Annotated in this window: 14 protein-coding genes and 1 pseudogene; 10 read left to right on the forward strand and 5 right to left on the reverse strand. The window is 67.4% G+C overall.

Annotation, left to right across the window (positions count from 1 at the left end):
* Positions 1-275: pseudogene (locus C7H84_RS22340) on the forward strand (gamma-glutamylcyclotransferase); the annotation flags it as partial.
* Between the two features lie 48 nt (positions 276-323).
* Entirely contained in the window at positions 324-884 is a 561-nt protein-coding gene (locus C7H84_RS22345; protein ID WP_121860943.1) for a hypothetical protein, read from the forward strand.
* An 820-nt stretch (positions 885-1,704) separates the two neighbouring features.
* Here C7H84_RS22345 and C7H84_RS22355 read toward each other — a convergent pair.
* A complete protein-coding gene (locus tag C7H84_RS22355; protein WP_121860806.1) occupies positions 1,705-2,709 on the reverse strand; it encodes an AraC family transcriptional regulator in 1,005 nt (334 codons plus the stop codon).
* A 135-nt stretch (positions 2,710-2,844) separates the two neighbouring features.
* On the opposite strand from C7H84_RS22355, the gene C7H84_RS22365 reads away from it, so the two are divergent.
* From C7H84_RS22365 to C7H84_RS22375, 3 genes are read left to right on the forward strand one after another with little or no spacing between them, the layout of a single operon-like run.
* Positions 2,845-4,518 carry an acyl-CoA synthetase gene (locus C7H84_RS22365; RefSeq protein ID WP_121860807.1) on the forward strand — a complete coding sequence of 558 codons (1,674 nt, stop codon included), beginning with the start codon at positions 2,845-2,847 and terminating at the stop codon, positions 4,516-4,518.
* A 27-nt stretch (positions 4,519-4,545) separates the two neighbouring features.
* Positions 4,546-5,313, forward strand: a complete 768-nt coding sequence (locus C7H84_RS22370; RefSeq protein ID WP_121860808.1) for a 3-hydroxyacyl-CoA dehydrogenase — start codon at positions 4,546-4,548, stop codon at positions 5,311-5,313.
* 24 nt (positions 5,314-5,337) lie between these two features.
* On the forward strand, positions 5,338-6,528 hold the full coding sequence (locus C7H84_RS22375) for an acetyl-CoA C-acetyltransferase (RefSeq protein ID WP_121860809.1): 1,191 nt from the start codon (positions 5,338-5,340) through the stop codon (positions 6,526-6,528).
* Between the two features lie 189 nt (positions 6,529-6,717).
* On the opposite strand, the gene C7H84_RS22380 is transcribed toward C7H84_RS22375, so the two are convergent.
* The gene (locus tag C7H84_RS22380; RefSeq protein WP_121860944.1) at positions 6,718-7,410 is read right to left on the reverse strand and encodes a TetR/AcrR family transcriptional regulator; all 693 of its coding nucleotides are present in this window, start codon (positions 7,408-7,410) and stop codon (positions 6,718-6,720) included.
* Between the two features lie 360 nt (positions 7,411-7,770).
* Between C7H84_RS22380 and C7H84_RS22385 the strand changes: the two genes are divergently transcribed.
* The 5 genes from C7H84_RS22385 (at position 7,771) to hydA (ending at position 15,029) form a co-directional block, all read left to right on the forward strand.
* Positions 7,771-9,051, forward strand: a complete 1,281-nt coding sequence (locus C7H84_RS22385; RefSeq protein ID WP_121860810.1) for a Zn-dependent hydrolase — start codon at positions 7,771-7,773, stop codon at positions 9,049-9,051.
* A gap of 129 nt (positions 9,052-9,180) precedes the next feature.
* Positions 9,181-10,518 carry an NAD(P)-dependent oxidoreductase gene (locus tag C7H84_RS22390; protein WP_121860811.1) on the forward strand — a complete coding sequence of 446 codons (1,338 nt, stop codon included), beginning with the start codon at positions 9,181-9,183 and terminating at the stop codon, positions 10,516-10,518.
* Between the two features lie 80 nt (positions 10,519-10,598).
* Positions 10,599-11,906 carry an NAD-dependent dihydropyrimidine dehydrogenase subunit PreA gene (gene preA, locus C7H84_RS22395; protein WP_121860812.1) on the forward strand — a complete coding sequence of 436 codons (1,308 nt, stop codon included), beginning with the start codon at positions 10,599-10,601 and terminating at the stop codon, positions 11,904-11,906.
* Between the two features lie 100 nt (positions 11,907-12,006).
* Positions 12,007-13,515 carry an NCS1 family nucleobase:cation symporter-1 gene (locus C7H84_RS22400; protein WP_121860945.1) on the forward strand — a complete coding sequence of 503 codons (1,509 nt, stop codon included), beginning with the start codon at positions 12,007-12,009 and terminating at the stop codon, positions 13,513-13,515.
* A 56-nt stretch (positions 13,516-13,571) separates the two neighbouring features.
* Positions 13,572-15,029, forward strand: coding sequence for a dihydropyrimidinase (hydA, locus tag C7H84_RS22405; protein ID WP_121860813.1), 1,458 nt, complete (start codon positions 13,572-13,574; stop codon positions 15,027-15,029).
* Between the two features lie 65 nt (positions 15,030-15,094).
* Here the strand turns inward: hydA and C7H84_RS22410 are convergent, their stop codons facing one another.
* The 3 genes from C7H84_RS22410 to C7H84_RS22420 all read right to left on the reverse strand — a co-directional run bounded on the left by C7H84_RS22410 (position 15,095) and on the right by C7H84_RS22420 (position 19,142).
* A complete protein-coding gene (locus C7H84_RS22410; RefSeq protein ID WP_121860814.1) occupies positions 15,095-16,216 on the reverse strand; it encodes an aromatic ring-hydroxylating dioxygenase subunit alpha in 1,122 nt (373 codons plus the stop codon).
* A 249-nt stretch (positions 16,217-16,465) separates the two neighbouring features.
* A complete protein-coding gene (gene msrA / locus C7H84_RS22415) occupies positions 16,466-17,209 on the reverse strand; it encodes a peptide-methionine (S)-S-oxide reductase MsrA (protein WP_121860815.1) in 744 nt (247 codons plus the stop codon).
* Positions 17,210-17,264: 55 nt separating this feature from the next.
* The gene (locus tag C7H84_RS22420; protein WP_121860816.1) at positions 17,265-19,142 is read right to left on the reverse strand and encodes a cytochrome c biogenesis protein DipZ; all 1,878 of its coding nucleotides are present in this window, start codon (positions 19,140-19,142) and stop codon (positions 17,265-17,267) included.
* Between the last annotated feature and the right edge of the window lie 6 nt (positions 19,143-19,148).

Consider the following 19,148-nt stretch of genomic DNA (forward strand, 5'->3'; position numbering starts at 1 on the left):
GCGGGGGTTTTTGCATTTGTGGCGCGGAAAAGCGCGATGAAACGGATGATGGCGCCCGCAAAGCGGTCACCTATATCGTCGCCGCCAACAAACAACTAGGGCTCCGCCCCTATCACCGGTACAGGCACCACGTGCTGGCCGGCGCACAAGAGGCGCACCTCCCGGTGGGCTACATTGCTGCCGTCGAACGGGTCGAATCAATCGAAGACACCGACTCGGCTAGAGTCGCGAAAGAAGGCGGCATATATCAGAACAAAGTCGCACAGCGAGGATGATGGTTCGCTATGCTGCCTGTGACAACGTACCTATTCGATCCGATACGCATGAGCACAGTTGCACGAACCATTCTCAAAGCCATTCTGAGCATCCCCATTGCCTTTGGGCTCGCCTATCCCTTTATCCATCCCTCAGAAGACGGCGGCATTCTCGGCGAAATAGAGATGTTTGGGACAATCTGCGCCATCGTCGTCGTCGCGGTTTTCCTAGCTCTGGTCTATGCCTACGCGAGCGACCTCAGAACTACCCTGAAATCGGTCAACCGAGGATCGCGTGTGGCCGAGCCCAACAGCGTCTGGTTTATGTTCCTCTTGCCATACAACTTCATCGAGGACTTCTTCATTATTTCCAACGTTGCGAAGTCCCTGGAAGCGGAGTCTCGTATCAATCCGGCTTTGTCCGGTTTGCGCTCGTTCGGCCGGATCAGCGGCATCGGGTGGTGTCTTGCCCAGGTTGTTTCGTTAATACCCAATACCATTGGCTCAATCGCCAGCGGAGTTGCGGTTTTCCTCTGGGTTTGGCACTGGGTGTTTGTGCGCCGAGCGAACAAGATGCTGGCCGGCAGCCAGGTCTCTGTGGCTACTCTAGCTGGACCGACAGGATCGTAGCCCTCCTTGGAAGCCAGATCGCTTACGATCGACCAGATCGCGATCCGCAAGATTGGAAAGTACCTGCCCGGCAGCACGCCCGACTCCTTTTCACCAATCTTTTCAGCCCCAAGCGTCAGATGGAACGGGACGGCATTGGGATCCGCTTCGATCACGAAGCTTCTGATCCCTCTTCTGGCGCTTCCTTCCGAATCTCTCTCCATAGCGCGCGGGCGGCGCCCCGTCCCATCTGCCCCAGGTGGACGAATAGCCAACCGGGGCCAAGCGGGCATCCGGCGCTCCGCATCCGCCGACGTCCTGATCCAGAAGCCGATGACCGTTCCTTCGGCTTCGGCGACGTAGCCGCTCGATCCTTCTATGGCCTCCGATGAAATCTCGAGATCGTACTGCCACAAGTCGAGCCATTTCTCCGGATAGTCCCAATGCGCCTTTGAAATACGGGCCAATTGCATGAGTGTGTTCGTATCCGCCGCACGCGTTGCACGGACGATATAACCGACATGCATGTCTTCCTCCCGTCGTTGGCAGCGATCGCTGTGCGTCGAGCATGTCGGTGCGCGGCAGTAGCGGCATCGACTCACTCTGGAGTCCTGCGATTTGTCGATTTGCCGACATGTCGCAGTTCAACAGATCTGCGATCGTGCCGCGGTGCCGACAAACGGTACGGTGATTGCGGGCTCGCAGCCGAATCGCCTGCATGGCCGTCGAATGAGCAGGATTCGCCTCCTCGAGCAGAGGAACACGGTTCTTCCATACCTTGCATGACGGCCGTTCCCGTCGGCGCGCTCGCGTCGAACGTGGCGCGTTCCGGCGCCGCAATTCAATGTTCCGCCTGCGCCGCATCGACGTCGCGCCGAAACGCGCCCGGGCTCGTGCCGGTCCATTTCCGGAACGCGCGATGAAACGCGCTGGGCTCGGTGAAGCCGAGCTCCGCAGCGATTTCCGCGACGCTGAGCCGGTGTCCGCGCAGCAGTGACTGCGCCAGCGCGCCGCGCAGCTCGTCCTTGATCGACGCGAAGCTTTGCCCCTCGCTGCGCAATCGTCGCCGCAGCGTCGCGGGCGTCGTGCCGAGGCGCACGGCCAGCGTGTCGAAGTCCGGCCAGTCGACAGCCGGCTGCGCCTTCAGATGCGCGCGCGTTTTTGCCACCCAGCCGGTGTCGTGCCGATAGCGGACCAGCAGGTTGCCGGGTGCGCCGCGCAGGAAGGTCTTCAGCGCCTGCGCGGAGCGGATCGTCGGCAGCGCGAGATAAGCGGCGTTGAACGCGAGTCGGCTGTCGGGGCGGCCGAAATGGACCGGAACGCCGAAGAACTGATGATAGTCGCTGCGCTGGTCGGGGCTCGGGCACGCGAAATCGATGCGCTGCAGCGGAATGCGTCGGCCGATCAGCCAGCACGCGACCCCGAGCAGGATCAGCCAGAACGTCCGGTAAGCGAATGCGGAATAGGGCGCCCCCGACTGCGTGAGGACGATCCGCGCCTGGCCGTCGGCAACGACGAGTTCGCCGTGCGGTTCGTCGAGCACCACGCGCAGGAACTGCAGCGCGCGCCGCAGCGCCTTCTCGAGCGTACCGGCGTGCAGCACGGCATGGCACAGCAGCGTGAAGCTGCCGCGCCGCATCGGGCGCGCCGCGAGCCCGAAGAATTCGTCGTCAATCGCGCTGGCGATCGCCAGCCACAGCCGCCCGTACTGCTGAGGCGTTACTGGCTCGCATACGACCGCCGGCAGGCCCGCTGCGCGCAGCACGGCCTCGGTCGGCAACCGTTGCCGGCGCAGGCTGTCCAGCGCATCGTCGACGAAACCGGGCGAAATCATCTGCGGCCCCATTTTTCATGTCCTCCAGACATGGCAAAAGCGATCACGATTCTAGATTCTGTTTGTCATTGATTGCAATGTGACGGCTGTCTACCATCATCGATATACCGCCGGTTCGCCGTCGGTCATAACGAACAGGAGACACGCATGCGTGATGGAGCAACCGCCCGGACGGTGCCGGCCTATGCCGACGCCGTGGCCGGCTTCCGTATCGAGACTGCCGCGGCCACTCTGCACGGCGACCTGGAGCAGGGCCTGAACGCCTGTGTCGAGTGCTGCGACCGACATGCGGCGGCAGACCCGCACGCGGTCGCGCTCGACTGGATCGATGCCGGCGGCCACCACCGCAGCTTCACGTTCGCGCAGATGCAGACGCTGTCGGCGCGGGTCGCGAACCTGCTCGTCGAGCAGGGTGTGAAACCGGGCGACGTGGTGGCCGGCCTCCTGCCGCGCACGCCCGAACTCCTCGCGACGATCCTCGGCACGTGGCGCACAGGCGCCGTCTATCAGCCGCTCTTCACCGCGTTCGGACCGAAGGCGATCGAGCATCGGCTGCGCATGAGCGATGCGCGGCTGATCGTCACCAACATCGCGAATCGCGCGAAGCTCGACGAGATCGTCGATTGCCCGCGGGTCGCGACCGTGCGCGAATCGGGCGACACGCTGCCGGCCCGCGACATCGATTTCCGCGCGGCGCTCGACGCCAGTTCCAGTGTGTTCGAACCCGTGCTGCGCAAGGGCACGGACCTGTTCATGATGATGTCGACGTCGGGCACGACGGGGTTGCCGAAAGGCGTGCCGGTGCCGCTCTTCGCGCTGCTTGCGTTCGGTGCGTACATGCGCGACGCGGTCGACCTGCGTGCCAGCGACCGCTTCTGGAACATCGCGGATCCGGGCTGGGCATACGGTCTCTATTACGCGATTACCGGCCCGCTGCTGCTCGGCCACGCAACGACGCTGTACGAGGGCGGTTTCACGGTCGACAGCACCTACGACGTGATCGAACGGCTCGGCATCACGAGCCTCGCCGGTTCGCCCACCGCGTACCGGATGCTGATGGCGGCCGGTACCGACGCGGCCGCGCGGCTGAAAGGGCAGCTGCGCGTGGTCAGCAGCGCGGGCGAACCGCTGAACCCGGAAGTCGTGCGCTGGTTCCATGCGGCGCTCGGCGCGCCGATCTACGATCACTACGGCCAGACCGAGCTCGGGATGGTCGTGAACAACCATCACGGGCTCACGCACGTCGTTCATGCCGGTTCGGCCGGTTTCGCGATGCCCGGCTATCGCGTCGCGGTGCTCGACGACGCCGATCGCGAGCTCGGCCCCGGCGAGCCCGGCAACCTCGCGATCGACATTGCCCGCTCGCCGCTGCTGTGGTTCCGCGGCTATTGGCAGCAGGACACGCCGGCGATCGCAGGCGGCTACTACCGGACCGGCGACAACGTCGAGCTCGAGCCGGACGGCACGGTGAGCTTCATCGGCCGCGCGGACGACGTGATCACGTCGTCCGGCTACCGGATCGGTCCGTTCGACGTGGAAAGCGCGCTGATCGAGCATCCGGCCGTCAGCGAAGCCGCGGTGATCGGCGTGCCGGACCCGGAGCGCACGGAGATCGTCAAGGCGTTCGTCGTGCTGTCGAAAGGCTTCGACGGTACGCCGGCGCTGGCCGACGAACTCAGCCAGCACGTGAAGCGACGGCTGTCGGCCCACGCTTATCCACGCGCGATCGACTTCGTCGACGCGCTGCCGAAAACCCCCAGCGGCAAGATCCAGCGCTTCGTGCTGCGCAAGATGGAAGCCGACAAGGCCGCTCAATCCTGAACATCGAATACTGAATACGGAGTGCGAATGAATATCAAGGATCGCGTTTTTCTGATTACGGGCGCTGGTTCCGGCCTCGGTGCCGCGGTGGCGCGCATGGTAGTCGCCGAAGGCGGCAAGGCCGTGCTGCTGGACGTCAATGAAAACGCCGGCGCGAGTCTCGCGAACGAACTCGGTGCGGCCGCACGCTTCGTGAAGACCGACGTGACGAGCGAAGCCGACGGACAGGCGGCAGTGGCCGCCGCGCGCGACGCATTCGGTCGCCTCGACGCGCTCGTGAACTGCGCGGGTGTCGCGCCGGGCGAGAAGGTCGTCGGCCGTGAAGGCCCGCATTCGCTCGACCGCTTCGCGCGGGCGGTGTCGATCAACCTGATCGGCACCTTCAACATGATCCGGCTCGCGGCCGAAGCGATGTCGAAACAGGACGCCGACGCGGAAGGCGAGCGCGGCGTGATCGTCAACACCGCGTCGGTCGCGGCGTTCGACGGTCAGATCGGGCAGGCCGCATATGCGGCGTCGAAGAGCGGCGTGGTCGGCATGACGCTGCCGATCGCGCGCGAACTTGCACGATTCGGCATTCGCGTGGTGACGATCGCGCCGGGCATTTTCGCGACGCCGATGATGGCCGGCATGCCGCAGGACGTGCAGGATGCGCTCGGCAAGAGCGTGCCGTTCCCGCCGCGGCTCGGCCGCCCCGACGAATTCGCGGCGCTGGTGCGCCACGTCGCCGAGAACACGATGCTCAACGGCGAAGTCATTCGTCTCGATGGCGCGCTGCGCATGGCACCGCGCTGATACTGGAACTGGAGGAACTCGATCATGACGACACAAGACCCGATCGTAATCGTCGGCGCGGCGCGCACGCCGATGGGTGGTTTTCAGGGCGCACTGGCCGCGGCCAGCGCGAGCGAGCTTGGCGCGGTGGCGATTCGCGCGGCGCTCGAACGCGCACGCGTGCCGGCCGAGCGCATCGATGAAATCGTGTTCGGCTGCGTGCTGCCGGCAGGCCAAGGCCAGGCGCCGGCGCGGCAGGCCGCGCTGAAGGCAGGCTTGCCGCTGGGCACGGGCGCCACCACGGTCAACAAGATGTGCGGCTCGGGGATGAAGGCCGCGATGCTCGTGCACGACCTGCTATTGGCGGGCTCGGCGGACGTCGCCGTGGCGGGCGGGATGGAGAGCATGACGAATGCGCCGTACCTGCTGCCGAAGGCGCGCGCGGGGATGCGCATGGGTCACGGCCAGGTGCTCGACCACATGTTTCTCGACGGGCTAGAGGACGCATACGACAAGGGCCGGTTGATGGGCACGTTCGCGGAGGATTGTGCGCAGGCTTATCAGTTCACGCGTGAGGCGCAGGATGCGTTCGCGATCGCGTCGCTGACGCGCGCTCAACGCGCGATTGCCGACGGGCGCTTCGTGTCGGAGATCGCGCCGGTGACCGTGAAGGCAGGCAAGACGGAAGCCGTCGTGTCGATCGACGAGCAGCCGGGCAACGCGAAGCTCGACAAGATCCCGACGCTCAAGCCGGCGTTCCGCGAAGGCGGCACGGTGACCGCAGCGAACTCGTCGTCGATCTCCGACGGCGCGGCCGCGCTCGTGCTGATGCGCCGCTCGGAAGCAGAGCGGCTCGGTCTCACGCCGAAGGCCGTGATCGTCGGGCACTCGACCTACGCGAATCAGCCGGGGCTGTTCGCGACGGCGCCGATCGGTGCAATCCGCAAGCTGTCGGAGAAAACCGGCTGGAACCTGCGCGACGTCGACCTGTTCGAGATCAACGAAGCGTTCGCGGTGGTCGCGATGGCGGCGATGCGCGATCTCGATCTGCCGCATGAGAAGGTCAACGTGCACGGTGGCGCGTGTGCGCTAGGCCATCCGATCGGTGCGTCGGGCGCACGCGTGATGGTCACGCTGCTCGCGGCGCTCGAGGCGTATGGGCTGAAGCGCGGCGTCGCATCGCTGTGCATCGGCGGCGGCGAGGCGACGGCGATCGCGATCGAGCGCGTCGCATAACGCGTAACGCGCCACTGCGTCACGCGGACACGCGCGGCGCACGCGAGCGCATTACGCGAGCGCACTAAGCGAACGCATCACGCGCGGGACGGCACGCATGCCGTCCCTCGTCGCGGGCGGCGGGCGGCGGGCACCGTGCAGGGCAACCCTGCATCGTGTCCGTCGCCCGTTGTGCTTTTCCGGTGGAAGCTACGCGCTCGCGTTCGGCGACACCGCACCGCACGCGCGTATCACGAGCTGCACGACCTGCTCGGTCGTTTCGGCGAACGCCTTCTGAGTGAATGCACGCTTGCCGCTCAGCGCGCGGATCTGCGCATCGAAGTCCGCGTAGTGCTGCGTCGTCGCCCAGATCAAATACATCAATGCGTGCGCATCCATCGGTGCGAGCAGGCCGCGTGCGATCCAGCCTTCGATCACCTTCACGCGCGTGTCGAACCACGGCTTCACGCGTTCCGACAGGATGTCCTGCATGTGCGCGGCGCCATGGATGATCTCGTTGGCCCACACCTTCGAGCCGAGCGGGCGCCGTCGCGACAGATCCATCTTCGCGCGTACGTAGCCGCCGATCGCGTCGACCGGATCGTCGCCGGCTTCGAACGAGGCGGCTGCGTGGTGCCAGTCTTCGAACAGGTCCTCGAGCACGCGACGGTACAGCGCAAGCTTCGTCGGGAAGTAGTAGTGCAGGTTCGCCTTGGGTAGCCCAGCGCGTTCCGCGATCATCGCGGTGCTGGCGCCGTCGAGCCCGCGCTCCGCGAATACGGCTTCCGCACAGGCCAGCAGATGCGCTTCGTTGGACTCGCGGATGTGTGCCTTGCGTCGCCGCAAAGGCGTGCTCGTTTCGTCGTCGCCGGTAACCTCGGCGGCCGCTTCGTCATGTCTCATCGTTGCCTCGCGCGGCGTGCATGCCGCGTTGGGCTTCATTCTAGCCGCTGGTTCGCATCGAACGCACGCGTTCGCACACATCCGCGCGTGCGCGATGCTGCAATGCGATGGCACGGTTCTCGCTCGCTCGGTTCGCGCAAGAAAGACATTGCGCTACGCATTTTGATCGTCTAAAACCTGTCCAATCGGACAGGATTCGATGAGCGGCGAACGGGCGTGCCAATCCCGGCTCCGTTTGTCGGACGAATCGCGTGAACGACACGCGTCTGCACCTCGCAGGTGCGGGTTTGCCCCGACAGCAGCAATGCGCACCGGTACCGACCCGGATGACGACATGACCGACCCCACAGGAGCGATACGATGGACGCGGTATCGGAAACAGTGAAGCGGGCAGCATTCGACACGTCGATCAAGGTCGACGGCAGGCGGTTGTGGGACAGCCTGATGGAGGTGGCGAAGATCGGCGCGACGCCGAAAGGCGGCGTCTGCCGCCTCGCACTCACCGATCTCGACAAGGCCGGGCGTGACCTGATCGTCGGCTGGGCGAAGGCAGCCGGCTGCACGGTGACGGTCGATACGATGGGCAACGTGTTCATGCGCCGCGCGGGCCGCGTGGCCGACGCGGCGCCGGTCGTCACCGGTTCGCATGCGGATTCGCAGCCGACGGGCGGCCGTTTCGACGGCATCTACGGCGTGCTGGGCGGCCTCGAAGTGATTCGCAGTCTGAACGATCACGGCATCGAGACCGAGCATCCGGTCGAAGTCGTGATCTGGACCAACGAGGAAGGCTCGCGCTTCGCGCCGGCGATGGTCGCGTCGGGCGTGTTCGCGGGGGTGTTCACGCTCGAGTACGGGCTGTCTCGCAAGGACATCGACGGCAAGACGATCGGCGAGGAACTCGCGCGCATCGGCTACGCGGGCGACGTGCCGTGCGGCGGCCGCAAGCTGCATGCGGCATTCGAGCTGCATATCGAGCAGGGGCCGATTCTCGAAGCGGAGTGCAAGACGATCGGGGTCGTGACCGACGCGCAAGGGCAGCGCTGGTACGAGATCACGTTCACCGGTCAGGAAGCGCACGCGGGGCCGACGCCGATGCCGCGTCGTCGCGATGCGCTGCTCGGCGCATCGCGCGTCGTCGATCTCGTGAACCGGATCGGCCTCGACCACGCGCCGTTCGGCTGCGCGACGGTGGGGATGATGCAGGTGCACCCGAACTCGCGCAACGTGATTCCGGGGCGCGTGTTCTTCACCGTCGATTTCCGTCATCCGGACGACGCCGTGCTCGCGGAGATGGATGCCGCGCTGCGTGACGGCGTCGCGCGCATCGCGGGCGAGATCGGGCTCGAAACCGAACTCGAGCAGATTTTCTACTACAAGCCCGTCGCGTTCGATTCGGCTTGCGTCGCCGCCGTGCGCGATGCGGCCGATCGCTTCGGCTACTCGCATCGCGACATCGTGTCGGGCGCGGGACACGACGCGTGCTATCTGGCGCAGGTCGCGCCGACGTCGATGGTGTTCGTACCGTGCGTCGACGGCATCAGCCACAACGAGATCGAGGACGCGACGCCTGCTTGGATCGAGGCCGGCGCGAACGTGCTGCTGCACGCAATGCTGTCGCGCGCATGCGAGCCGGCTTCATGACGCAACGACGATAGCGCGGCCGGCAAGCTGCGCAGCGCACGATCGTAGCATTCCTAAGCATGACCGCCCCGACTGTGCGAAGGCAGCCGGCGGGGACGCCTTTGTCTCGACTCAGTCGAAGGAACGCGTATGACCACCAAGCCAACCGGCGATATCGCCGCGCATCGCCTGTCGTCCACGCAACTCTCGTGCGAATTCGCCGATATCGCGCCGCTGCTCGATCCGACGGCGGCCGCGGCCGCCGCGAGCCGCTGCCATTACTGCTACGACGCGCCGTGCGTGCAGGCCTGCCCGACGCAGATCGACATCCCGAGCTTCATCCGCAAGATCGGCAACGGCAACCTGAAAGGAGCTGCGACCGACATCCTGTCCGCGAACCCGCTCGGCGGGATGTGCGCGCGCGTGTGCCCGACCGAGATCCTGTGCGAAGGCGCATGCGTGCGCAATCACCAGGATGCGCAGCCGGTCGCGATCGGCGCGCTGCAGCGGCACGCGACCGACTGGGCGATGACGAGCGGCGCGGTGCGCTTCACGCGGGCGCCCGACACGGGGCGGCATATCGCGGTGGTCGGCGCGGGGCCGGCCGGGCTCGCGTGCGCGCACCGGCTCGCGCTGGCCGGGCATCGCGTCACGCTGTTCGACGCGCGGCCGAAGGCAGGCGGCCTGAACGAATACGGGATTGCCGCGTACAAGACGGTCGACGACTTCGCGCAGCGCGAAGTCGAGTGGCTGCTGTCGGTCGGTGGAATCGCGCTGCAAACCGGCGTTGCGTTCGGACGCGACGTCACGCTCGACGCGCTGCGCGAGCAGCACGATGCGGTGTTTCTCGCGATGGGCCTGGGCGGCGTGCGCACGCTCTCGATCGACGGCGAGCAACTGGACGGCGTGATGAACGCGGTCGACTTCATCGAGCAGGTGCGACAGGCCGACGCGCTGGAGAACGTGCCGGTCGGGCGGCGCGTGGTCGTGATCGGCGGCGGCAATACGGCGATCGACGCGTCCGTGCAGAGCCGCAAGCTCGGCGCCGAGCGCGTGACGATGGTGTACCGGCGCGGCGTGGAGGCGATGAGCGCGACGTGGGCCGAGCGCGAGTTCGCGCAGAAGAGCGGCGTCACGCTCGTCACGCACGCGAAGCCGGTGCGCATCGCGGGCATGGACGGGCACGTGACGGGTGTCGAATTCGAGGCCGCGTCGGGCGAACGCTTCAACGTCGACGCGGACATGGTGCTGAAGGCGATCGGCCAGACGCTGGTGCCGGACGGCGTCGCGACCGCGTTGCTGACGGCGGACGGCGCGCGCATCGCGGTCGATGCGGACGGCCGCACCGCGTTGCCGGACGTATGGGCCGGCGGCGATTGCGCGGCGACGGGCGGCATCGACCTGACGGTGCAGGCCGTGCAGGACGGCAAGCGCGCGGCGGCCGCGATCGACGCGGCGCTCGCGCAGCGCGACGCGAAGGCCGCCTGAACGCGGGTTGCACGACGACGCCGCGCCCGCCACCCACGCCACGCGAATCACGAACAACGCCCATCTTCACGGAGCCGAACATGGCCGACCTTCGCTGCACCATCGCAGGCATCACTTCGCCGAACCCGTTCTGGCTCGCTTCCGCGCCGCCGACCGACAAGGCGTACAACGTCAACCGCGCATTCGAGGCCGGCTGGGGCGGGGTCGTGTGGAAGACGCTCGGGCTCGATCCGCACGTCGTCAACGTCAGCTCGCGCTACGGCGCCGTGCAGTGGAACGGCCAGCGGATCGCCGGACTGAACAACATCGAGCTGATTACCGATCGCCCGCTCGACGTGAACCTGAAAGAGATCGCGCAGGTGAAGCGCGACTGGCCCGACCGCGCGCTGATCGTGTCGCTGATGGTGCCGTGCAACGAGCGCGACTGGAAATGGATCCTGCCGCTCGTCGAGGATACCGGCGCCGATGCGGTCGAGCTGAACTTCGGCTGCCCGCACGGGATGAGCGAGCGCGGGATGGGCGCGGCGGTCGGCCAGGTGCCGGAATACGTCGAGATGGTTACGCGCTGGGTCAAGGAAGGCACGAAGCTGCCGTGCCTCGTGAAGCTCACGCCGAACATCAGCGACATCCGGATGGGATCGCGCGCCGCGTACAACGGCGGCGCGGACGGCGTGTCGCTGATCAACACGATCAACTCGATCGTCGCGGTGGACCTCGACCAGATGGCGCCGATGCCGACCGTCGACGGCAAGGGCACGCACGGCGGCTACTGCGGCCCGGCGGTCAAGCCGATCGCGCTGAACATGGTCGCGGAAATCGCGCGCGATCCGGAAACGCCGAACCTGCCGATCTCCGGCATAGGCGGCATCTCGTCGTGGCGCGACGCGGCCGAGTTCATGGTGCTCGGCGCCGGCAGTGTGCAGGTATGCACCGCGGCGATGCATTACGGATTCCGGATCGTGACGGATCTCGTCGACGGGCTGTCGAACTGGATGGACGACAAGGGCTATGCGACGCTCGACGACATTCGCGGCCGCGCGGTGCCGAACGTCACCGACTGGAAATACCTGAACCTGAAGTACGACATCAAGGCGCGCATCGACCAGGACCGCTGCATCCAGTGCGGGCTGTGCCATATCGCGTGCGAGGACACGTCGCACCAGGCGATCACCGCGGTGAAGGACGGCGTGCGGCATTTCGAAGTGATTGATTCGGAATGCGTCGGGTGCAATCTTTGCATGCATGTGTGTCCGGTCGAGCAGTGCATCACGATGGAGCGGGTCGACGCGGGCGATTACGCGAACTGGACCACGCATCCGAACAACCCGGCGCGTGCCGATGCGGGCGCGAGCGCGGCGGAGCCCGCGAAGCACGTGAAGGCGGCCTGACCGGCGGCCGGCGGCGCGCGACGGGTGGCGCCGCTGCTTGTGTCCTGTTCAGCCGGCATCGCGCGATGCCGGCACTGACGTTTACATGGAGCAGCGTTCGATGAAACCAGCAGCGATTCACGCCGATCCCGACAGCGCCGCGGCGCCGGCCGGCAGCCTGTACAACGACGACCTCGCGCCGACGACGCCCGCGCAGCGCACCTGGCGCTGGTATCACTTCGCGGCGCTGTGGGTCGGGATGGTGATGAACATCGCGTCGTACATGCTCGCGGCCGGGCTGATCCAGGAAGGCATGTCGCCGTGGCAGGCGGTGCTGACCGTGTTGCTCGGCAACCTGATCGTGCTCGTGCCGATGCTGCTGATCGGCCATGCGGGCGCGAAGCACGGGATTCCATACGCGGTGCTCGTGCGCGCGTCGTTTGGCACGCAGGGCGCGAAGCTGCCCGCGCTGTTGCGTGCGATCGTCGCGTGCGGATGGTACGGCATCCAGACCTGGCTCGGCGGCAGCGCGATCTACACGCTGCTGAACATCCTGACCGGCAACGCGTTGCACGGCGCAGCGCTGCCCGTCGTCGGCATCTCGTTCGGGCAGCTCGCATGCTTTCTCGTGTTCTGGGCGCTGCAGTTGTACTTCATCCTGCACGGCACCGATTCGATTCGCTGGCTCGAAAGCTGGTCCGCACCGATCAAGGTCGTGATGTGCGTCGCGCTCGTGTGGTGGGCGACGTCGCAGGCGGGCGGTGTCGGCTCGATGCTGTCGGCGCCGTCGCAGTTCGTCGCGGGCGGCAAGAAGGCGGGACTTTTCTGGGCGACATTCTGGCCCGGGCTGACCGCGATGGTCGGCTTCTGGGCGACGCTCGCGCTGAACATCCCCGACTTCACGCGCTTCGCGCATTCGCAGCGCGACCAGATGATCGGGCAGTCGATCGGGTTGCCGCTGCCGATGGCGCTGCTGTCGGTGGTGTCGGTCGTCGTGACGTCGGCTACCGTCGTGATCTACGGCAACGCGATCTGGGATCCGATCGACCTGACGAGCCGGATGACCGGGATCGGCGTCGGCATCGCGCTCGTGATCCTCACGCTCGACACGATGTGCTGCAACCTCGCGGCGAACCTTGTCGGCCCCGCCTACGACTTTTCGAGCCTGTGGCCGAAGGCGATCTCGTATCGCACCGGCGGGATGATCACCGCGACGATCGCGATCGTGATGATGCCGTGGAAGATCCTCGCGACGACGGACGGCTATATCTTCACCTGGCTCGTCGGCTACTCGGCGCTGCTCGGGCCGGTCGCGGGCATCCTGATGGTCGACTACTTCCTGATTCGCGGCACACGGCTCGATACGCGCGCGCTGTTCGACGAGCGCGGCGACTTCAGCTATGCGCGCGGCTGGAACCCGGCCGCGCTGGTCGCGCTCGCGGTCGGCGTGCTGCCGAACCTGCCCGGTTTCCTGCACACCGCGTTCCCGGCGTCGTTCCCGAACGTGCCGGCGTTCTTCAACACGCTTTACACGTATGCGTGGTTCGTCGGCCTCGTGCTGGCGTCCGGCGTGTACGGCACCTGGATGAAGTGGCGCGCCGCGCAGCGCGCGCAAATCGCGAGCGCGTGACGAACCCGATGCATGGGATGCGTGCGGTACCCGACAGTCAACGAGGAGGCAACCCAATGGCAATCCTGATTCGCGGCGGTACCGTGGTCGATGCGGACCGCACCTATCGCGCGGACGTCCTGTGTGCGGACCCGCAGGACGGCGGCACGATCCTGCAGATCGCCGAGACGATCGACGCGCCGGCCGGCGCGACGGTGGTCGACGCGCACGACCAGTACGTGATGCCGGGCGGTATCGATCCGCATACGCACATGGAACTGCCGTTCATGGGCACGACGGCGAGCGACGATTTCTATTCGGGCACGGCCGCCGGGCTGTCGGGCGGCACGACGAGCATCATCGACTTCGTGATCCCGAGCCCGAAGCAGCCGCTGATGGATGCGTTCCACCAATGGCGCGGCTGGGCCGAGAAGGCGGCGGCCGACTACGGCTTCCACGTGGCCGTCACGTGGTGGGACGAATCGGTGCATCGCGACATGGGCACGCTGGTGCGCGAGCACGGCGTATCGAGCTTCAAGCACTTCATGGCGTACAAGAACGCGATCATGGCCGACGACGAGGTCCTCGTGAACAGCTTCACGCGTTCGCTCGAACTCGGCGCGCTGCCGACCGTGCACGCGGAGAACGGTGAACTCGTGTTCCAGCTGCAGAAGGCGCTGCTCGCGCGCGGGATGACGGGGCCGGAGGCGCATCCGCTGTCGCGGCCGCCGGAGGTCGAGGGCGAGGCCGCGAACCGCGCGATCCGCATCGCGCAGGTGCTCGGCGTGCCGGTGTATATCGTGCACGTATCGGCGAAGGACGCGGTCGACGTGATCACGCGCGCGCGCAGCGAAGGGCTGCGCGTGTTCGGCGAAGTGTTGCCGGGCCACCTGGTGATCGACGAGTCCGTGTATCGCGACCCGGACTGGACGCGTGCGGCCGCGCACGTGATGAGCCCGCCGTTCCGCTCGGCCCAGCATCGCGAGGCGCTGTGGCGCGGGCTGCAGTCGGGCCAGTTGCACACGACGGCGACCGACCATTGCGTGTTCTGCGCGTCGCAGAAGGCGATGGGCCGCGACGATTTCACGAAGATCCCGAACGGCTGCGGCGGTGTGGAAGACCGCATGTCGGTGTTGTGGCATCACGGCGTGAATCATGGCCGCATCACGCCGAACGAGTTCGTGCGGATCACGTCGACGAACGCCGCGCAGATCTTCAACCTGTATCCGCGCAAGGGCGCGGTGCAGGTCGGCGCGGATGCCGATCTGGTCGTGTGGGATCCGGCCGCGACGAAGACGATCTCGGTGAAGACCCATCACCAGCAGGTCGACTTCAACGTGTTCGAAGGGATGACGGTGCAGGGTGTCGCGACGCACACGCTCACGCGCGGCGCGCTCGCGTGGGCCGACGGCGAGCTGCGGGCGGTGCGCGGCGCGGGCCGCTACCTGAAGCGGCCGCCCACGGCCGGCTACTACGAGGCCGCGCGCATCGCGAACCGGCTGCGCGAGCCGCATCCGGTCGAGCGCACCGGCTGAGTGCGCCGGCTGAATGCGTCGGCTGAAACCGGCCGAGCGCGCGGCGGGCGCGCTCGCCGCGATGGTCAGCGTGCGTCGCCGGCGGTCACTTCGCGGATCGGGATCACGGTGCGCGCGCCGCACTGGCGCAACAGGTCGCGCAGTTCATTGATGACCGGAAACACCTCGTGGTTCCAGTCGGCGCCCTGCCGGTCGTGCGCTTCCTGCTCGCGCTCGACGATCCAGCGATCCTCGCGGAAGATCCGCTCGGTGAACCAGACGAGCAGCGGCCACGCGAGATCGAGCGCGAACGGGATGCCCGGCTTGTGGATCGACAGGAGACCGAACGTGCGGTTGGTGCGCTGCTCGGCGTCGAGCGGCACGTAGACGATCCACAGGTCCATCACGAGCGTGCCTTCGCTCGAGCGGATCTGCAAGGTCTGGTACGGATAGATCGTGCGCACCGTCATCACGCTCTTGTCGGCCTGGTCGGTCGGCTTCTTGCTCGCGCCGAACACGAGCGCCTCGCCGACCGGCTGCTTGCCTTCCATTCGCGCGAACGTGTAATCGACCTCGACCCAGTCGTCGCCGCGCCGGCGGCCGAGGCTGCGCGCACGCATCTGTCCCATCTGCTTGCGATGCAGGAACTGATGGTTCATGTCCATCAGGTTCTCGTGCATGAACGAGTAGTGGCACTTGACCTCGCGGCCGAAGCGGCGGGTCTTGAAGGCGGGATCGTCGGCCGATTCGAGCGCGGGGAACGGGCGTTCGTCCGCGAGCGTCGCGTCGCCGGGGAACACGAAGATCAGCCCGTGCGCCTCGCGGCACGGATACGCGCGCACGCCGTTGGGCAAGCGCTCGCGGCCGAGATACGGCACGTCGACGCAGCGGCCGCTGTCGCATGCGTAGGTCCAGCCGTGGTAGCAGCAGCGCAGCGTTTCGCCGTCGACGACGCCCGCATGCAGCGGCACCTGGCGGTGTGCGCAACGATCTTCGAGCGCATACACGGCGCCCGATTCGGTGCGCACGAGCACGATCGGATCGCCGGCGAAGCGCACGCCGAGCGTCTTGCCGCGCTTCAGTTCGCGCGACCACGCGAGCGGATACCAGTGATCGGGATGGATGGGCACGCGGCGCAGGTCGCGCACGACCGCGTCGGTGGACGGTTCTTCGAGGATGCTGCTGTCAGACAAAGGCACTGCGCGCATGCGTGACGCCTCCTGGCTGGCTGGAGAGTTCCCGGCGCCGCGTGGTGTGCGGCGGGGATCGATCAGGAGAAGTCTACGCGAAGTTGGCCCGTGAAGCTGAATCGATACGGGTTTGCCCGGTCAGGGCGGCGTGCGTTTCATTGATGCAGCGCAAATACGGCCGGCGGCGCGGGCTGAACGCTCACGCCGCGCGGGCCGCTCACGCCACTCACGCCGCACGCGGGCCGCCGAGCGGCCCGCAATTCCCCATCACAGCCCGGCTTCGCGCCACAGCACCGCGTCGGCGCGGTACAGCGCCGGGAAGCGCTGCTTCAGCCCGGCGACCTTCGGCAGGTCGTTGAACGCGATGTACGGCGCGTCGGGATGCAGCTCGAGGTAGTTCTGGTGATACGCCTCCGCCGGATAGAAGCCCTTGTACGGCTCGACGCGCGTGACGACGGGCGTCGGGAACGTGTGAGCGGTGCCCAGCTGCGCGATGTACGCAGTCGCGACGGCGCGCTGCTGCGCGGTGGTCGGGAAGATCGCGGACCGGTATTGCGAACCTTCGTCGGGCCCCTGACGGTTGAGCTCGGTCGGATCGTGCGCGACCGAGAAGAACACCTGCAGCAGCCGGCCGTACGTGACCTGCGTCGGGTCATAGACGATGCGCACCGATTCCGCGTGGCCCGTCAACCCGCTGCCGACCAGCGCGTAATGCGCGGTCTCGGACGCGCCGCCCGCGTAGCCGGCCGTGACCTGCTTCACGCCCTTGACGTGCTCGAACACGCCTTGCACGCCCCAGAAGCAGCCGCCGGCGAGCACGGCGGTTTCCTCGTGGGACGCGCCCGGAGTTTCGTCGAGCGTCGGCGCGGGCACGGTGCGCATCGGTTCCGCGGAACTGACGACGCGCTGGTAGCCGAACACGGCGGCGGCCGCGAGGGCAATCGCACCGATGCGGCGTAGCATGGCCGCCCGCCGCCGCGGCGCGGAATCGCGAGTGGATGTCGGGTTCATGAGTTGCTCCTTGGAAATGCGGGACGGAATAGGTTGGTCGGGTCGCAGCGCCTGCTTAGCCAAACGTGAACGCATACGCATCGACGCCGGGGTCGAGAAACTCGATCGCGAACGTGCGATCGGCGATCGCGCCCGGCTGCCGGACGAGCTGGTACAGGCGCTGCCCGGTGACGGTGCCGTAGCCCTGCGCGTCGACGTCGGCGCCGTGTGCTGCGCCGGGCGCCGCGCCGTCGAGCGTCACGCGAAAGCGCACCGGCTTGTCGTTCGCGCCCGGGCCGAGCACGAGATGCAGGTCGCGCGCATGGAAGCGGTAGACGATGCGCCCGGCGGGCGCGGCAAGCGTCGCGCGCTCCGCGCCCACCTGCCACGTGCCGGCCAGGCCCCAGTCGTTCAGGTCGGGGTGCGCGGGCGCGTCGTAGCGGTGTGCCGTGTCGCGTACCACGCCGCCGGGCGACGTGAAGTCTTCCGCGCGCGCATAACCGACATAGGTTTCGGGCGAACGGACCTGCGCGCTGTCGGCAGCCGCGAGCGCGCCCTTCGCGGGTGCGCCGGCGAGCCCCAGCGGCACGTTCAGCGCTTCCGGATGGCCGGCTTCGGCGAGCAGCGACTGGATCGCGCGTTCCGACTGCCCGTATTCGCCTTCGCCGAAGTGGTGGTGGCGGATGCGTCCTTGCGCGTCGACGAAGTAGTGCGCGGGCCAGTATTCGTTGCCGAACGCGCGCCAGATCGCATAGCCGTTGTCGATCGCGACCGGGTAGTCGATGCCGAGGTCGTGCACGGCCTTCTTCACGTTGCCGAGGTCGCGCTCGAACGCGAACTCCGGTGCGTGCACGCCGATCACGACGAGCCCGTACGGCGCGTACTTGCGGGCCCACGCGCTGGTGTACGGCAGCGTGCGCAGACAGTTGATGCACGAATACGTCCAGAAGTCGACGAGCACGACCTTGCCGCGCAGCCCGGCCGCGCTCAGCGGCGGCGAGTTGAGCCACTGCACGGCGCCGTCGAGCGACGGCAGCGTGCCTTCGACGGGCAGCGCGGCAGGTGCCTGCGTCGCGGGTGTCGTGCCGGTGGCACGCATCATCGCGCTGCCGGTCGGGGTGCCGCCGGCATCGTCGGACACCGCGGCCATCATTGCGCCGCTCGGCGTGCCGGCGTTGCCGCTGTCGGCATGGCTCGTCGCGGACATCGCGGCCGGCGCGTCGTTCGAGCGTCCGCCGAGCCGGTCGACGAGCCTCGTCTCGAGGGTGCCCGTCGTGACGGTCGACAGTTGCGCGAGCGCTCCCGTGTCGAGGCCGAGCGCGATCGCGCCGACGCCGGCCAGCAGCGCCACGCCGATCCCGCGCCGGATCCATTCGCCGGCGCCGAGCGAGCGCTTCATCGCCGCGAACACCCTGCCGCCGATCACGAGCGCGACGCCGAGCGAGGTCGCCGCGCCGGCCGCATACGCGACCAGCAGCAGCGTCGTGCCGACGCTCGCACCGCGCAGTGCTGCGCCGGTCAGCACGAGCCCGAGGATCGGGCCGGCGCACGGCGCCCACAGCAGGCCGGTCGCGACGCCGAGCAGCAGCGACGACAGCGGGCCTGCCGGGCGGCCGTCGCGCTGCGCGAAGCCGGTGAGCCGGTTGCCGGCCGCGACGAGCGGGCGCGTCAGGTGTTCGGCGAAGCGCGGCAACAGCAGCGTGAGGGCGAACACCGCGAGCAGCACGATGGCGAGCCAGCGGCCGGCCTGGTTGGCCTGCGCGACCCAGCCGCCGCCGACGGCGGCGAGCGTCGCGACGACGGCGAACGTGAGCGCCATGCCGATCAGCAGCGGCAGGCCGGTACGGACGAACGGCTGGTCGGCGCGCGCGAACACGAACGGCAGCACGGGCAGGATGCACGGGCTGAGGATCGTGAGCACGCCGCCGAGATAGGCGAGGGCGATGAGCAGCATGGAGCG

This window comes from Burkholderia sp. Nafp2/4-1b, from assembly GCF_003635165.1.
Taxonomy (GTDB): domain Bacteria; phylum Pseudomonadota; class Gammaproteobacteria; order Burkholderiales; family Burkholderiaceae; genus Burkholderia.

What these genes read in the sequence shown, in the direction of transcription:
- C7H84_RS22345 (WP_121860943.1), top strand. Translation starts at nt 324, where the DNA reads ATGAGCACAGTTGCACGAACCATTCTCAAAGCCATTCTGAGCATCCCC.
- C7H84_RS22355 (WP_121860806.1), bottom strand. Translation starts at nt 2,709, where the DNA reads ATGGGGCCGCAGATGATTTCGCCCGGTTTCGTCGACGATGCGCTGGAC.
- C7H84_RS22365 (WP_121860807.1), top strand. Translation starts at nt 2,845, where the DNA reads ATGCGTGATGGAGCAACCGCCCGGACGGTGCCGGCCTATGCCGACGCC.
- C7H84_RS22370 (WP_121860808.1), top strand. Translation starts at nt 4,546, where the DNA reads ATGAATATCAAGGATCGCGTTTTTCTGATTACGGGCGCTGGTTCCGGC.
- C7H84_RS22375 (WP_121860809.1), top strand. Translation starts at nt 5,338, where the DNA reads ATGACGACACAAGACCCGATCGTAATCGTCGGCGCGGCGCGCACGCCG.
- C7H84_RS22380 (WP_121860944.1), bottom strand. Translation starts at nt 7,410, where the DNA reads ATGAGACATGACGAAGCGGCCGCCGAGGTTACCGGCGACGACGAAACG.
- C7H84_RS22385 (WP_121860810.1), top strand. Translation starts at nt 7,771, where the DNA reads ATGGACGCGGTATCGGAAACAGTGAAGCGGGCAGCATTCGACACGTCG.
- C7H84_RS22390 (WP_121860811.1), top strand. Translation starts at nt 9,181, where the DNA reads ATGACCACCAAGCCAACCGGCGATATCGCCGCGCATCGCCTGTCGTCC.
- preA (WP_121860812.1), top strand. Translation starts at nt 10,599, where the DNA reads ATGGCCGACCTTCGCTGCACCATCGCAGGCATCACTTCGCCGAACCCG.
- C7H84_RS22400 (WP_121860945.1), top strand. Translation starts at nt 12,007, where the DNA reads ATGAAACCAGCAGCGATTCACGCCGATCCCGACAGCGCCGCGGCGCCG.
- hydA (WP_121860813.1), top strand. Translation starts at nt 13,572, where the DNA reads ATGGCAATCCTGATTCGCGGCGGTACCGTGGTCGATGCGGACCGCACC.
- C7H84_RS22410 (WP_121860814.1), bottom strand. Translation starts at nt 16,216, where the DNA reads ATGCGCGCAGTGCCTTTGTCTGACAGCAGCATCCTCGAAGAACCGTCC.
- msrA (WP_121860815.1), bottom strand. Translation starts at nt 17,209, where the DNA reads ATGAACCCGACATCCACTCGCGATTCCGCGCCGCGGCGGCGGGCGGCC.
- C7H84_RS22420 (WP_121860816.1), bottom strand. Translation starts at nt 19,142, where the DNA reads ATGCTGCTCATCGCCCTCGCCTATCTCGGCGGCGTGCTCACGATCCTC.